At 60.8% G+C, this 14,479-nt stretch carries 13 protein-coding genes; 7 read left to right on the forward strand and 6 right to left on the reverse strand.

What is annotated here, in order from left to right; translation table 11 throughout:
• Positions 1-34 precede the first annotated feature (34 nt).
• Positions 35-970, reverse strand: coding sequence for an IclR family transcriptional regulator (locus tag HB676_RS31515; protein WP_213742401.1), 936 nt, complete (start codon positions 968-970; stop codon positions 35-37).
• Between the two features lie 308 nt (positions 971-1,278).
• On the opposite strand from HB676_RS31515, the gene HB676_RS31520 reads away from it, so the two are divergent.
• Positions 1,279-2,208: a DUF6282 family protein gene (locus HB676_RS31520; RefSeq protein ID WP_213742402.1), complete on the forward strand. Its 930-nt coding sequence runs from the start codon at positions 1,279-1,281 to the stop codon at positions 2,206-2,208.
• A gap of 77 nt (positions 2,209-2,285) precedes the next feature.
• Here the strand turns inward: HB676_RS31520 and HB676_RS31525 are convergent, their stop codons facing one another.
• On the reverse strand, positions 2,286-3,401 hold the full coding sequence (locus HB676_RS31525; protein WP_213742403.1) for an aromatic ring-hydroxylating dioxygenase subunit alpha: 1,116 nt from the start codon (positions 3,399-3,401) through the stop codon (positions 2,286-2,288).
• A 236-nt stretch (positions 3,402-3,637) separates the two neighbouring features.
• On the opposite strand from HB676_RS31525, the gene HB676_RS31530 reads away from it, so the two are divergent.
• Positions 3,638-4,603, forward strand: coding sequence for an ABC transporter substrate-binding protein (locus tag HB676_RS31530; RefSeq protein ID WP_213742404.1), 966 nt, complete (start codon positions 3,638-3,640; stop codon positions 4,601-4,603).
• Between the two features lie 105 nt (positions 4,604-4,708).
• On the opposite strand, the gene HB676_RS31535 is transcribed toward HB676_RS31530, so the two are convergent.
• Complete coding sequence (locus HB676_RS31535; RefSeq protein ID WP_213742405.1) at positions 4,709-5,389, reverse strand: hypothetical protein; 681 nt, start codon at positions 5,387-5,389, stop codon at positions 4,709-4,711.
• Positions 5,390-5,546: 157 nt separating this feature from the next.
• Between HB676_RS31535 and HB676_RS31540 the strand changes: the two genes are divergently transcribed.
• Together HB676_RS31540 and HB676_RS31545 are read left to right on the forward strand one after the other, a co-directional pair.
• A complete protein-coding gene (locus tag HB676_RS31540) occupies positions 5,547-6,356 on the forward strand; it encodes a transporter substrate-binding domain-containing protein (RefSeq protein ID WP_249780554.1) in 810 nt (269 codons plus the stop codon).
• Between the two features lie 388 nt (positions 6,357-6,744).
• The gene (locus tag HB676_RS31545; RefSeq protein WP_213742406.1) at positions 6,745-8,103 is read left to right on the forward strand and encodes a TAXI family TRAP transporter solute-binding subunit; all 1,359 of its coding nucleotides are present in this window, start codon (positions 6,745-6,747) and stop codon (positions 8,101-8,103) included.
• On the opposite strand, the gene HB676_RS31550 is transcribed toward HB676_RS31545, so the two are convergent.
• Positions 8,100-9,311 carry an MFS transporter gene (locus tag HB676_RS31550; RefSeq protein WP_213742407.1) on the reverse strand — a complete coding sequence of 404 codons (1,212 nt, stop codon included), beginning with the start codon at positions 9,309-9,311 and terminating at the stop codon, positions 8,100-8,102. The genes HB676_RS31545 and HB676_RS31550 overlap by 4 nt on opposite strands.
• A 159-nt stretch (positions 9,312-9,470) precedes the next feature.
• On the opposite strand from HB676_RS31550, the gene gcvA reads away from it, so the two are divergent.
• The 3 genes from gcvA (at position 9,471) to HB676_RS31565 (ending at position 12,653) form a co-directional block, all read left to right on the forward strand.
• On the forward strand, positions 9,471-10,376 hold the full coding sequence (gene gcvA / locus HB676_RS31555) for a transcriptional regulator GcvA (RefSeq protein ID WP_213742408.1): 906 nt from the start codon (positions 9,471-9,473) through the stop codon (positions 10,374-10,376).
• A gap of 136 nt (positions 10,377-10,512) precedes the next feature.
• The gene (locus HB676_RS31560) at positions 10,513-11,865 is read left to right on the forward strand and encodes a YARHG domain-containing protein (protein WP_213742409.1); all 1,353 of its coding nucleotides are present in this window, start codon (positions 10,513-10,515) and stop codon (positions 11,863-11,865) included.
• Entirely contained in the window at positions 11,865-12,653 is a 789-nt protein-coding gene (locus tag HB676_RS31565) for a M15 family metallopeptidase (RefSeq protein ID WP_346347469.1), read from the forward strand. The genes HB676_RS31560 and HB676_RS31565 overlap by 1 nt, the downstream gene beginning before the upstream one ends.
• A 46-nt stretch (positions 12,654-12,699) precedes the next feature.
• Here HB676_RS31565 and HB676_RS31570 read toward each other — a convergent pair whose 3' ends face one another.
• Together HB676_RS31570 and HB676_RS31575 are read right to left on the reverse strand one after the other, a co-directional pair.
• Positions 12,700-13,041: a Rieske (2Fe-2S) protein gene (locus HB676_RS31570; RefSeq protein WP_213742411.1), complete on the reverse strand. Its 342-nt coding sequence runs from the start codon at positions 13,039-13,041 to the stop codon at positions 12,700-12,702.
• A 58-nt stretch (positions 13,042-13,099) separates the two neighbouring features.
• Positions 13,100-14,350, reverse strand: coding sequence for an MFS transporter (locus HB676_RS31575; RefSeq protein ID WP_213742412.1), 1,251 nt, complete (start codon positions 14,348-14,350; stop codon positions 13,100-13,102).
• Positions 14,351-14,479 lie beyond the last annotated feature (129 nt).

Genomic DNA, 14,479 nt, shown 5'->3' on the forward strand with positions numbered 1-14,479 from the left:
TCAGCGGCTGCGGTGCTTTCGACAGCCTATTCCATCACTGGACTCGGTTGTCGGCGACGTGAAGCGTTCTGTTACCCAGGCGTTGCGAGATACGTTGCGCCGCCTGGACGACTGCCCGCACCAACGCCGGCGGCGGGTTGTCACTGATCTGATCGAGCGAACCGAAAATACCGATCGACCCCTCGAACTTGCCCTGACTGGAAAAGAAAGGCGCGGTCAGGGCATTCATGCCGGGGTCGGATTCTTCAGGAGCCATAGCCCAGCCACGCTTGCGCACCTTGGTAACTTCCCGCCGAAGGGCGTCCGGTGAAGTGATCGTCTTGCGTGCCCGGCGCGGAAGACCTTGCGCGATGACCCGTTCGAGCAGCCGCGGATCTCCGAAAGCCAGTGCAAGTTTTCCATGTGCGGAGGCGTGATAATCGAACACCGCGCCGACCTTCAGCATGAACTGCACGTTCTGCATGCCGCCCTTGACGTCAAGAATGACGACGCCACTGTCATCCTCGAGCGGTCCCGCTATCGCGACCGTATACTCGGCCTCCTGCCGCAGGCGCAGCATCTCGCCACGCGCCTTGGGCGCCCACGCAAAGCGGTCGGGCAGCATTTCCTTCAAGGCATAAAACCGGGGACCGATCTCGTATTTCTCCGTCACCGCGTCCTGAACCACGAACTTCTGGCTGCAAAGCGTGTGCAGATGACGGAAGATCACCCACTTGGTCGTGCCGAGCGCGCGCGCCAGTTCGGTAACGCCTCTCGGTTCGCCGCCCTTCGCCAAGGCCTCAAGCACGCGCAAACCGACGACGAGCGATTGAACCGTATAACGCGATTTGGCCGGATCGGACCTGACGGGATTCGACTTGGCCGGATTACCGGGTTCGGCCCGCGCCGATCTCGACGCGGCCCGTGACTTCGCCATCGCCGCCTTGGCGTCGGTCGCGGGAAGCGGTGCAGTTTGCGAAGGGCGCGTCATCTTCAGGTTGTCTTTCAAATTGTTGCGCATGGCGCAACGATATTGCGAGACAAATGCTCGACTCTTGCCGTGCTGTTGTCAACAACGAAATGGAATTGTTCGCCGTCGCAGTGACTATCGAGCGAAATGAGCTGCACTGCACAGTTTTATGTTTGCCACCCATCACTTCAGTTTCACGCCTCCAATCAAAGGCAAAACGGATGATTTGACTTCATTATGTTGCGCATAGCGCAACGAAACGAAAATTGCAGTGGCGCATGCCAGATCGATGGTGAATAGTGAGGACGCAAATAAGAAAGAGACCACGCATGGAACCGATCAGCATCGAAGGCTTCTACGATCTCCACGTTCACACCGGGCCGGTTTCATTTCGGCGTATCGGCGATGCCGGGGACGTAGGACGGATGTGTGCCGCGGCGGGAATGGCAGCAATGGTCACCAAAGGCCATTTCGAAAGCACGATCGCGCGCGCGCACCACGCCAACAAAGAAATCAATAGTCCGAGCTTCAAAGTCTATGCGGCGATCGCGCTAAATCGCGGCGTCGGCGGCATCAATCCGGCGGCGGTCGAACTCGCGATGGATATGGGCGCGAAGATCGTCTGGCTGCCGACGCTGGACGCCGCCAACCATGCCCGCGCCTTTGGCGGTGCGGGAACCTATGGTTTCAAGGCGATGACGCTCGACTTCAAGCGGCCGAGCACCTTTGACAAGACATACACCGTACTGGACGGCAACGGAAAGCTCAGCGCCGAGACCAAGGAAGTGATCGACATCGTCAATGCATATGATGCGGTTTTGGCGACCGGACACATCTCGAAGGAAGAGATTTATGCGGTCGCCGAATATGCATTGTCGCAAAAGCTGAAACGGATGCTGATCACGCATCCCGAATTCACCGTGCCGAATCTCGATCTGGAAACCATGATCGATCTGACGCGCCAGGGAATTTATCTGGAGTTTTGCGCCGCCAATGTCTTTCCGATCATCGCCGGAAGGACACTGCAGCAGATGAAGGACATCATGGAGGCGGTTGGTCCGAAACACGCCATCATCTCGACCGATGCCGGCCAGCCGTTTCATCCGAACCCGCCGGAGATGCTTCGTTCATACGTGCAAGGGCTGAACCAAAAAGGTCTTTCCGAGACGGCGATCCGGACCATGTGCATTGACAACCCGGCCTATCTGCTCAATGTCGCGCCGTCCAACAATCCGCCTTCGACCGGCCGGGTGAATTAAGCCGGCAGGCACAATATCCGTGATCCGGCCGGCGGCACGCACGCGTCAGTGCGAACCGCCGGCTCAATCGGATTGCACTAACCTTCCTCGCTCAGCAGCCGATCCAGCACCTTCCGGTAGGCAATCGGGCCGGCATCGATGCTGAGAAGCGCGGGCCTGAGCGGCTTCTCCGGCTGATCCATGCAGATCTGCTGCGCCTCGATCACCGGCACATCCTGTTCGGCGAAAGCAAAGGTCCGCATCTCGTAGATCTTGTCGCGGATCTTCGCATTCTGTTCGTCGTCGGTGAGTACGTTCCAGCGCGCCGCGGTGTAGTGATAATGCGTGCTGCGCTCCGTCTCCGGCGTCAGCAGATGGATGGCGAAATAGCCGGTGCCCTTTTCCTTTGGTTCGCCCGGCTTGCTGGCTCCGAATTCGAGGATCATGTTGCTCGGCGGATACCAGGAAATCGTGTTCCACTGATCGCCGCGTTCAAAGCCAGCCGGACTCATCATTTTGAGAATACCCGGCGTCTCGGCATTCTTGGAGATGCGGCTCACGGCCACGACATCGCCTTTCTGGTCGACGCCGATGTCGGCATTCGCGGTATCGGCATTGCCGAGAATTCCGACATGCACATAGGAGATGTGGCTGAGGTCGAGCAGATTATCGACCACCAGTTCGTAATGCGCGGCCACATTCAGATAACCCGGCCGGGTGACATGGAGTGCCGGCCGATTATCGAGACAGGAGTAATCGGGGATCGTCGCAGGATCGGCCTTCTTGTCGCCCATCCAGATCCAGATCAACGTATGACGCTCGACGACGGGAAAGCTGCGCAGATGCAGCGGCGGCGGGATGGTGCCCTTGCCGTGGGGATTCTTGACGCATTGTCCGTCGGCGCCGAACTCCAGGCCGTGGTAGATGCATTGAACCCGGTCGCCCGGCAGCAGCTTGCCCATCGAGAGCGGCGCGAAACGGTGCGAGCAGCGATCGATCATCGCAGCCACGCCGCCATCCTCTTTCCGATAGAAGACGACAGGCTCGTTCAGGATCGTGCGGTGCACCATCTGCCCCCGCTCAAGATCGCTGGAGAACATCGCCACATACCAGGTGTTGTGCACGAACCTCGATGGCTCGCCCGGGCGGCGACTGGCATTTACGGGCATATTGGGAGCGGGTTTTGTGGCCTGAAGCGGACTTATTGTGTCCATCGCTGATTTCCTCCGTATGATTGTTCGCCACGACTTTTGGTCGGGATTTTTGGAAGAATTCTAGCGTGAGCGTGCGAGTGGCCGCCCATGAAATTTCGTAATGGACGATGCATAGAAATTCATTGCGGCACGAATGACTGAGCTTTCATCTGCCGATGTCGAACAGCGCCCTGCCACGATCTTGAACAAGTAGTATAAGCTTCAAGTTGGATCGTTGAATTCCGGGAGTTGTGATGATGAATCGTCGGAAAATGTTGGGATTGTCTGCGGCTTCTCTCGCGGGCGGCCTGTTTTCCAAGGGGATCGCGATGGCCGCTGAACCGATCCGAATAGAGTTCACTCTGTTCTCCGCGTTTTATTCTCCGCTCGTCGCGACCATGGCCGGAGGCTTTTTGCAGGCCGAAGGCCTGGCCCCGGTTTTTACCGTAGCGCCTCCCGGCAAATCGGCGTTGGCCAGCCTCGATAATGGCAGCGCGCATGTGGTCCAGTCGGCGCCGGCCCAGGCGTTCAATGCGCTGGAAAAAGGCGAGCGTCCTTCCGCCGTCCATTTCGCGCAGATCAACGAAAGGGACGGTTTCTTTCTCGCCGCGCGAGACGCCGACCGGGATTTCTCGTGGCAGAAACTGAAAGGAAAGAAGGTCCTTGTGACGGGAGGATACCAGCCACCCCCGATGTTCAAATATGCCTGTTTCAAAAGCGGCATCGACATCAAGGATATCGAGATGATCGATGCAGGTTCGGCCGACGCCATGGTGACGGCCTTCCGCGGGGGTCAAGGCGATTACATTCATCTGCAGGGGCCGTATCCGCAGCAGCTCGAGCACGACGGCGCTGCCCATATCGTGACGGCGCTGGCTGATGTCATCGGCCCCTGCGCGTTCTCCAGCCTCGCCGCCAAACGCGAATGGCTGGAAACCGATCAGGCAAAAGCGTTCATGCGCGCCTATCGCAAGGCGCGCGCCTGGGTGATCGCGACCAAGGCATCGGATATCGCCAGCGCCGAGGCTTCCTATTTCAAGGGCACCGATCCTTCCGTGCTCACCGATACCATCGCGGCGTATCAGAAACTCGGAACGTGGAGCCCGCACGTCGAAATCACGCGATCAGCCTTCGAGGCGACGCAGGATATCTTCCAGCATGCCGGGCTCATCAAGAAGCGCTATGCCTATGAAGACATCGTAACAGCCCCGCCTTCCAGCTAAAGATGCGCGCTCTCGCCTCGCAGAGAGGCAGCTTCGCAGGGTTGGCCTGATACGAAACGGCCCGCGACCTCGGCGACCGGACGTTGCGACGATCAAAAGCCTCATTCACTCCGGCATGATGGCCTTCGCATTGTTACCCGCAAAAAGCGCAGGCACGTCGAACCTGCCGCTCTCCAGGTCATATCGGCAGCGCCAGCCGTGCACGACGCCGGTCTGCATCGGTTTGCGCCCCCTGACGTCGGCGTCCCCCGACAGGGCGATCAGGAGATAGCGGTTCGCCGGCCAATCGACGCCGTGCCCGCGATAGTTCTCCTCAAGCCCCTCCAGCAGATACGCCGAGGTGTGATACTCCGGCGTCTTCACGAGCTTTCGCCAGTCGGGCCTCATCTTCAGATAATCCCACGCCATGTCGCCGAGCGGCTTCTTGTTCGCGCGCGCATAGCCCTGCGGCGTCAGACGATAGAGATGCAGCGTGGCGGTGCCTGAGCCGATCTTTTGCACCCGCACGATCCATTTCAGATCGCTGGTGAAGATAAAATCCGCGGGGTAATCGGCCGGCTTTGGATCGAGCAGCGTGAATGCGTCCTGCCGGCGCACCCAGAACTGCCATGTCCAGTCGTCGGTATCCTTGTTCAGATATTGCTCGATCGTCGTCGCTCCATCGGGCGATTTCCGGGTGTATTTCTCTTCGATCTTGTAACCCGCGGGCGGCGCGGCGGCCGCCGCATTGCAGACACCGATACTGCAGGCAACCAATAGGCCGATCCAGGATGCCCTGCGCTTCATTTCATGGTTCCTTTGATCTCATCTGGCGGTTAGTCGTCCATGTCCCGATCAAGTTCATTGTCGCCGGCTGCTTGACTTGCCCGGGGTAGTTGAGCTTCTGACAGAGCCGGGAGCCGGGATTCGAAACCGTTCACCTACCCCAAAGCGGAGGATCACGATGATGGGCTTATCGCTGCGCGCAGGGTTTGCGGCACTCGCATTCGCTTTTCTGGCCGGTGGCGGCGCGCTCCAGGCGCAGTCGACCGATCCGGCCGCCGGCAAGGCGCTGGCGCCATCAGGCCATTTGCGTGTCGGCGTCTATGCGGGCAGCCCGACCTCGGAGGTGACCGATCCCGAAACCAAAGAGAAGCACGGCGTGACCTACGACCTCGGTAAGGAATTCGCCGCGCGGCTGAATGTGCCGGTCGAATATGTGAACTTTCCGCGCGTCGCCGATGTCATCGACGCGATCAAGGACGGCAAAGTCGACTTCACCGTCACCAATGCTACGCCGGTGCGGGCCAAGGACATCAACTTCAGCAAGATGCTGTTGATGGTCGAACTCGGCTACCTGGTGCCCGCGAATTCGCCGATTGCCCGGCCCGAGCAGATCGACGGGCCGGGCATCCGCATCGGCGTTTCCAAGGGCGGCACGTCGGAGCGGGTGCTGGCGGAAAAATACCGGAATGCGAAGATCATTTCGACCGAGAGCGTCCCGGATGCGATCAATTCGCTGCGCGATGGTGTTTTCGACGTCTACGCCACCAACAAGTCGATCCTGTTCCAGATGGCGCGGTCGCTGCCCGGCGCGCGGGTTCTGGATGGCAATTGGGGCGCGGAACACATGGCCATTGCCGTCCCCAAGGGACGTGAAACTGCGCAGGGACTGCTCGACAACTTCGTTCGCGACGTCCAGTCGAGCGGACGCTTGCAGCAGATCGAAACAACCGCCGGGCTCAAGGGCGCGGTCAACGCGCAGAAGGATTGAAGGCTCTGCCATCCGGCGGGCGGGAAGCCGGTTACGCGGCATAAAGCGCACTCCCCTTTGCCGTGCATTCTGTTATCGAACCGGCATGGCGTAGCCATTGGAGGGAAATGTCCGCTGCTCGGTTGGAGCCGGCTTTCCCTGCAATCTGGCACGATGTTTGGCTGGCTTGGCCAAAGCGCTCCCGGACAGGACAACAAGCGCAACAAGGAATGCGACAAATCTCATGACGTGAGACTACATCAGTATTTCGCGCGACCAAAGCCGGGAGGCCACCCAACGCCTGGCGCCTGAAATATCTAAAAAGCGAGCGAAAACGCCGCAAATTACCCAATATAATACTGCTGCTATTGAGAGAGGCCGAACACGTCGAATAGCAAAAGGCGCGATCATGCCGACGCGAGCGGATGAAAGCCTCAACCGTCTATCGATCTGGCGACGTCGGGGCGTGCTGCGTGCCGCGGTCATCCTGATCGCGTCCGCGCTGGTGGCGGCATTGATCTCGATGTTCGGTCTGGCACGCCAATACGGCTTTCTCAAAGCGTCGCTGCTGTCCGGGCCGCCGACCGGCGCATACTACGCCCTGGCGACGCGCCTGGCCGAGCGGGCGATGAGCGATCACGGCAAGCTCACGCCGGTCGCGACGTCGGGCTCCGTCGAAAACGTCAGCCGTCTGGTGCAAGGCGCCACGCGCTGCGACGCGGCGTTCGCGCTGGTCCAGGACGGCACGCCGATGCAGGCCGACATGGGATTGGAGCTGATAGGACGGCTTCCCGAGCCGGAAACACTGGTGCTGCTCACGCGTCGCGACAACACCATCAGGACCTTCGAAGACCTGCGCAACAAATCCATCGGCATCGGCCCGGAAGGCTCCGGGACGGCATTTCTGATGCGGCAGCTATTCGCCGATCCTGATCTGGCTGGTCTGAAAATCGAGATGCCGACCATGGATTTGCAGCAACAAGCGCGCGCGGTATCGGAAGGGCGGCTTGATCTTGCAGCCTATGTGATCAGAAGCGATGCGGAATTTCTGCGCACCATCATTCGGCAGAACAATCTGGACATTGTGGAATTGAAAGACTTGCCGGGCCTGGTTGACCGCTATCGATGGCTGACGCTCGGGCGGATTCCCGCGGGTCGCTTCAGCCTGGTCCCGCCGCTGCCGGAAGCCGACAAACTCGCGGCGCAAGTCAACACGCTGATCATCGCGAATCCCTGCGCCAAGCGTGCGGACCGGATTGCATTTCTCTCGCTGCTCAGCGCGGAGATTCCGGATTTCATCAAGAGCAATCCGCCGGCCTGGACCAGTTCGGCCGCCACGGTCCCGCTGGCGTCCGAAGCCAGGCAATTCTTCGCCACCGGAGAGATGCAATTCCCCGATCGATATTTCCCATGGGCCGTCAATCTGATGTCGCCGGTCTATTGGGTCTATCTGCTGATGGCCGCAACCGCGTTCTCCAACGGGCTGCGCGGACTGAGCCGGTTTCGTCTTTGGCGCATCGACTCAGCACGCGAAAAACTCGAAGCCGAAGTTCAGCACCTTCAGCCAGAAGCCGGTTCATCGCAAGTTCGTTTGCCCGACACCCGCGCCGACATCCTGCTCCGCCTGACCGAACTGCGCGAGCGCTGCCAAACTCAAGTCAGCTCGTTCGTGACCCCGATGGGGGACGAGATGTTTTATCGCTATCAGCAATCCCTGATCGATCGCGCCATCGCGTTGCTCAAGCCCGGCTCTGTCAAAGGTCTTTAATCAGCGTCGCGGCTTACCGATGCTGCGGCCGGAAGCCGCGGTGCTAGGGCGATCGCGAGCGGCAAAATGACGGCGGCCGTGATCGCGGTCGCCATCATCGCGCCGTGCGATCCCACCGCATCGCCCAATATCCCGAACAGGATCGGCGCGATCGCACCGGCCCCGATAGTGCCGGTGTAGAAGATCGCGAAGGCCTGTTCGGTGCGGCCGGCGGGCGCCAGTTCGGGAACGGTTCCATAAAGAACCGACGATGTGCCGTTGAGCATCACGCCGACGACCGGCAACAGCGCCAGCACCGCGCCGAGCGGCAGCACCAGCACGGAGAGAATGACGGCGGCCGTGCCGGCCTCGGTCAGCAGCACCGTCGCGAGCACACCGAACCGTGCGCCGAGCCAGCCGCAGGCGAACTTTCCGGCCGCGCCGCCAATGAACACCAGCGCCAGCGCCGAGCCGATCGTCGACAGCGATGCGCCCTGCTCCTTCAGCAGGAATGGCAGGAAGGTCAGAAATCCCATGCGGACGCTGGAGTCGAGGATGCCGATACTCAGCAGCAGCGTGAAGCCCTTATGCGCGCCGGAAGCGTGATGTTCGATCTTTTTATCCGACACAACCGGCCGCAGATTGGCCGGAAAGAAGATCGCCACCGCCAGTGCCACGGCCGCGCCGAGCGCCGCGAGGTACCACACCATGTAGTGCCACGACATCAAGCCGAGCAACAGCGACGCGCCGCTCGGTATAGCGGCCTTGCCGATATCGCCCGAGAAATTGTAAGTGCCGAGCGGACCGCGCGCATCGTTCTGATAGGCGCGCGAGACCGCGGCCGACGCGATGGGATGCTGCGTACTCAATCCGCATCCGGTCACCGCGAGCGCCACGCATAGTCCAATCAATCCGGCGGAAAACCCGCCAAGCACATAGCCCAGCGCGGCCAGCAGCGTCCCGAGCGCCAGCACGGTGCGGCCGCCGAGACGCTCGGCGACCCATCCCGCCGGCAATTGCAGTCCTGCCATCGTCGCCGCCGCCACGCCGCGCAGAAACGCGAGCGCGCCGTAGCCGAGCCCAAATTCGGCCTGCCAGATCGGCAGCAGCAGATAAATCAGATCGGTGTAGCCGTCATGCAGCGCGTGGGCCGCACAGGCGGTCCAGAGCGTCCGTGCACGCGAGGCCGCCGGTACGCCCGCGTCTCCCTCGTTTGCTTCCAGCGCCATCATCCGCGGTCCGATTCGCTGTTTGGCCGAAATGGGGAGAACTCCTCCCAGGAGGGATCCTGCATTTGCGACCATTTCCCTCTACCAAGCTGGCATAGTCCGGTAGCGGTGGGCCTTCAACTGAGCTATTTTCCCGTCAGAGGAGAGAAAAAGTCACTCATGGGCGATGAACTACCCCTCAATGCGATCAGGGCCTTCGAGGCCGCGGCCCGGCGCGGCAGCTTTGTCGAGGCCGCGAAGGATTTGCACGTCACCCATTGGGCGATCGGCAAACAGATCAGACATCTGGAAGACTGGCTCGGCGTCCCCTTGTTCGAGCGGCGGACACGCGGCGTCGCGCTGACGGACCATGGCGCGGATCTGCTGACCGATGTCAGCGCGGCGCTGACGCGCCTGACCTCGGCAACATCAAGGCTTCGCGGACCTCAATCGGCACGCCGCGTGTCCGGCATCGTTCGCGTCAATGTGTTGTCGAGCTTTGCGCTGCGCTGGCTATTGCCAAGACTCTCGCGATTTCAGGACGCGTATCCGAGCGTCGAGGTCAAAATCTCGACCTCGTCGCGCAAGCTGCGCTATGTCGGAACTGGTTTCGACATCGGCATCCGCGCAGGCGTCGAGCGCGGCCCCGGCATTCAATGCGAGACGCTGATGCCGGACCGGCAGCTTCCGGTGTGCAATCCCAAAATCCTGCGCGACCGGCCGGTGGAAACGGCGCAAGACTTGCGTCGGCACGTTCTGTTGCATTCCACGACGACGCGCTCCGCATGGCCAAAATGGTTTGCGGCGGCCGGTGTCCCGGGCCTCGCGCCGGCAAAACACCTTGAGCTCGATCATGTCTATCTTCAGCTTCAGGCCGCCGTCGACGGGCTCGGCATTGCGTTGGGATCGCTGCACCTGATTGAAGCCGACATCGCCGCCGGCCGTCTGGTCTGTCCGATCGCGGGCCCTGAATTGCGGGCCGATGAGTATCAACTGATCATCCGCGACGATCGCCTGCGCGATCCTGCCATCAAGGCTTTCCGAAGCTGGATTCTCGCCGCCGCCAGGGAGCCAGTGCAACGCTAAAGCCGGGAGAGGTCGGGGTCTTGGTCCGCGTCGCCGGCGGAAACACGATACAGCAAGCGCCCGCGAGGCTATGTGAGCCTCGATTTGTCGGATACCATCCGCTAAATTGACCGGATATTGTCGATGGAAGTCGATTATGAACTGGAAGTATTTTGCGGCCGCAGTCCTGATCGCGTGTCTGTCTTCGCCTGCTTTTGCTGACAAACGCGTAGCGCTCGTGATCGGCAATTCGGCCTATCAGAACGTGTCGCCGCTCCCCAATCCCAAGTCGGATGCCACATTGATGGCCGCCACCCTCGGCCGATTGGGCTTCGTCCTGGTCGGCGGCGGTGCGCAGATCGACCTCGACAAGGCACGCTTTGATGCCGCCGTGCAAAATTTCGGCAACCAGTTGATCGGCGCCGATGTCGCCCTGTTCTATTACGCCGGGCATGGCATCCAGGTCCGCGGTACCAACTATCTGGTTCCGATCACGGCAAACCCGGTCCGCGAAACCGACGTTGATTTTCAGATGATCGATGTCTCACTCGTTCTCCGTCAGATGGAGGGCGCCGGCACCAAGCTCAATCTCGTGATCCTGGACGCTTGCCGGAACAACCCGTTCGGAGGGCGCGGCCTGCGATCCTCGGACGGCGGCCTCGCCCAGATCCGCGCACCGGAGGGCACGCTGCTTTCCTACGCGACGCAGCCGGGAAACGTGGCGCTGGACGGCGACGATGGACACAGTCCCTATACGAAGGCCCTCGTGGATACGATGCAGAAGCCGGGCCTCGACGTGTTCCAGACATTCAATCAGGTCGGGCTGACCGTGAAGCGCGCGACCGGAAGCTCGCAGCAGCCGTGGGTCTCGACGTCGCCGATCGACGGTTCGTTCTACTTCTCCGGTACGGCCAGCCAGCTCGCGACGGCAGGTCCGGCCAACGACCCTCTGCCGTCTGCGCCGATTCCTACGGCTCCCTCGTCGACGCCCAGGGTGGCGCAATCGGGTTTCATATTTCCCGATTCCGACAGGAGAGCGCTCACGCCTGATGATCTGAACCCTCTCTCGAAAGACGATCTGCGGGTGGCCCGCAACGAAATTCTGGCTCGCAAGGGGCGCTACTTCACTTCGCCGGACCTCAAGGCAAGATTTGGCCAGTATTCCTGGTACACTCCCAACACGTGGGACCCGCCACTTAATGGCATTGAGCTGGCCAACATCGCATCGATCGAGCGCGCGGAGGCCGCTCCAGCGACCGGCAGTGAATTTATCATTCCCGACTCCGACAGGCGCGTGCTCTCGATCGGCGATCTCAGAAAGCTTTCGAAGGATGAACTGCGCATAGCCCGCAACGAAATCTTCGCCAGACGCGGCCGCTACTTCGATGCAGCCGACCTCAAGGCCCGGTTCGAACGTTTCTCATGGTACCGTCCAAATACCTGGAACCCGCGGCTCAATTCGGTCGAGCAGGCCAACGTCGCGCTCATGGACCAGATCGAGAAGCGATAGTGAACAGAATTTCGCTCGGAGCAGCGGCGATCTTGATTGGCCAGCTCTTATTCTGCCAGCTCTTGGCGCCCACGGAGCTGAGCGCCGAGACCGCAGATCAAAGCCTGGATCGTCTGGTCCGGGCCTATCCCGAGGCATTATCCGGACACGACGACAGGGATATATTCTGGCGAGACGGGACAATCATGCATGCCGATGACGGGATCGGCGCAAAGTCCTTTGATGAGCTGCTGCGCAACGCCTCCATCCTGGATCAGCTTCGTTTACCCTACCTGACGGGCGCTTCCCGGCCGCCGCAACTCAACGACGATCCGGGCCGCTTTCGAAATGAAGCCTTCTTCAGGAAAATGTACGGCGACTGCCACAACAGCGACTTTCAAAAGAACCTCGCTACGATCGCCTGGTTACCCCGCTCCTGGGGAAAAGAAATCCGGGTGACGCGGATAAACGGGATTGCAGACCGGCTCAAGGCGATTTCCACCGAGATCGAGGAGCTTGAGCCTTCGATCAAGGCCGCCGCGTTCCCCATCGCGGGCGTGCTTGCGTGTCGCCCCGTCGCCGACACGGGAAAGATGAGCGTGCACGGATATGCGGCCGCTATCGACCTGAACCTGAAATATTCCGATTACTGGTTGTGGTCCGGAAAGAGCGGGACGATTCCCTACAAAAACAGGATGCCGCGCGAGATCGTCGACATCTTCGAGCGTCACGGATTTATCTGGGGCGGAAAATGGTATCACTACGACACCATGCACTTTGAATATCGGCCGGAATTGTTTTCCAGATGAGGCTGTGCGGCGAATATTCAAACCGCCGCGAACGCCACCGTCCCTGTTATCCAGCCCGGCCCATCGCTGCCGTATCGACCCAGATCGTGTCGCCTTCAATCCGCGCGGGATAGACCCGCAAATCCCGGCTCGGCCACCCCGCAGACATATTGCCGTCGAGCAGGCCGAACGACGCGAGATGGCGCGGGCAGAACAAGCGGCCGTCGGAAATCCGCCCCTGACTCAGATCGGCCTGTTCGTGCGGACAGAATCTTTCGCAGGCAAATATCCGATCGCCATCCCGCATCAGCAGGATATCGACAGTCTCCACCCGCGCGCAGACGAACGCCTTCGCTGTCAGACCGGCCGCCGGACAGACCGCGACCCAATTTTCATGCTTTGAGACCATGCAAGACATGCAACGTACCATGCGATGGTCCGTGCCGACAAATAGTGCGCCTTAAACCTCAGGCAGGGATCGCGCGATGGCGTTGCCGGCCGACCAGCAGGCTGATCATCAGCAAATTGAGAATGTTGGCGCCGATACCGAGAGAGAAGGCAGGCGCATAATATCCGAGATGATCGTAAAGCAGCCCGGCGATCCAGCCGCCGGAGGACATGCCCAATCCAGTGAACAGCAAGATGGTCGGGATTCGCCAGGAGGCTTCCGCCGCCGGAAACAATTCACGCGCCGCCAGCACATAGGCCGGGATGATGCCGGAAAAGCCGAGCCCGAATGCGGCGGATACCAAAAGCAGGCCGGCTTCGCTCTGCGTCAGCAGAAACGCCGTCATCGACACTGCCTGCCACGCCGATCCGATCAAGACGGTCGCAAGACCGCCGATGCGATCCGATATCACGCCCCAGACTTGCCGGCTCAGGAACGCAGTTCCGAGCAGCACCGACAGCATCAGCGCGCTCATCGACCGGCTGATCCCCAGATCGGTGCAAAACGCGATCAGGTGGCCCTGCGGCATCGCCATCGGAATACAACACAGCACGGCGGCGGCGCACATCGCGGCGAACACTGCATTGGGCGGCCAGCCGAGCACACGCACCGGGCCTGAACCGGCTGCGGCCGGCGCCGGGTGATGAATCACTTCGGGAGGCGCGCGAAAATAAATCGCCGCCAACGGCACGATCAGAATTATTTCAGCGAGCGCATACCACAGCATCGTCTGCCGCCAGCCGAAACGGGCGATCGCCTGCTCGAACACCGGCGGCCATAGCGCGCCGGCCAGATAAGTGCCGCTTGAGATCAGCGCGAGTGCGGAGCCACGGCGGCGGTCGAACCAGCGGCTGACATAGATGTACAGCGGCGCATTGATGCCCGCGAGCCCGATCAAGCCGATGAACAGACCGTGGCCGAGCCACAGCGGCCAGGGCGGCCCAAGCGTCGAAATCGAGAGGCCAAGACCGATCATCAACGCGCCGAAGATGACGGTCCAGCGTGTGCCGACCCGGTCGGCGATCCGGGACATCAGGATTCCGCCGACGCCGGAACCGAGCCACGCCAGCGCACTGGCGAGCGCCGGAACGGAACGCGATCCGCCGACCTCGCTGGCGATGTCCTTGAGCGCGACCACGGCAATCCAGGCAGCGCCGAACGACATCCCGAGAATGAAGAGCGCTACGAACGCGATGGTCCAGGAAGACTTTGTCTCTATGGACTTGGTCTCTACGGACTTGGTCTCAACGGGAACTGGGAATTGCAACATCAGGGGGGGGGACTCAAAGCTTGCGGCCCCCTTTTACATACCGCCCAACATTTCACCACATGCGTTGACGTCGGGTCTGCTCTACGCGCTGCACTGCATCAAAATGAGTGAGACCGCGCACAATACGGA

The sequence above is a fragment of the Bradyrhizobium sp. dw_411 genome, assembly GCF_018449695.1.
GTDB lineage: Bacteria > Pseudomonadota > Alphaproteobacteria > Rhizobiales > Xanthobacteraceae > Bradyrhizobium.

Coding starts and splice junctions, on each gene's coding strand:
- HB676_RS31515 (WP_213742401.1), bottom strand. CDS start 970: ATGACGCGCCCTTCGCAAACTGCACCGCTTCCCGCGACCGACGCCAAG.
- HB676_RS31520 (WP_213742402.1), top strand. CDS start 1,279: ATGGAACCGATCAGCATCGAAGGCTTCTACGATCTCCACGTTCACACC.
- HB676_RS31525 (WP_213742403.1), bottom strand. CDS start 3,401: ATGGACACAATAAGTCCGCTTCAGGCCACAAAACCCGCTCCCAATATG.
- HB676_RS31530 (WP_213742404.1), top strand. CDS start 3,638: ATGAATCGTCGGAAAATGTTGGGATTGTCTGCGGCTTCTCTCGCGGGC.
- HB676_RS31535 (WP_213742405.1), bottom strand. CDS start 5,389: ATGAAGCGCAGGGCATCCTGGATCGGCCTATTGGTTGCCTGCAGTATC.
- HB676_RS31540 (WP_249780554.1), top strand. CDS start 5,547: ATGATGGGCTTATCGCTGCGCGCAGGGTTTGCGGCACTCGCATTCGCT.
- HB676_RS31545 (WP_213742406.1), top strand. CDS start 6,745: ATGCCGACGCGAGCGGATGAAAGCCTCAACCGTCTATCGATCTGGCGA.
- HB676_RS31550 (WP_213742407.1), bottom strand. CDS start 9,311: ATGGCGCTGGAAGCAAACGAGGGAGACGCGGGCGTACCGGCGGCCTCG.
- gcvA (WP_213742408.1), top strand. CDS start 9,471: ATGGGCGATGAACTACCCCTCAATGCGATCAGGGCCTTCGAGGCCGCG.
- HB676_RS31560 (WP_213742409.1), top strand. CDS start 10,513: ATGAACTGGAAGTATTTTGCGGCCGCAGTCCTGATCGCGTGTCTGTCT.
- HB676_RS31570 (WP_213742411.1), bottom strand. CDS start 13,041: ATGGTCTCAAAGCATGAAAATTGGGTCGCGGTCTGTCCGGCGGCCGGT.
- HB676_RS31575 (WP_213742412.1), bottom strand. CDS start 14,350: ATGTTGCAATTCCCAGTTCCCGTTGAGACCAAGTCCGTAGAGACCAAG.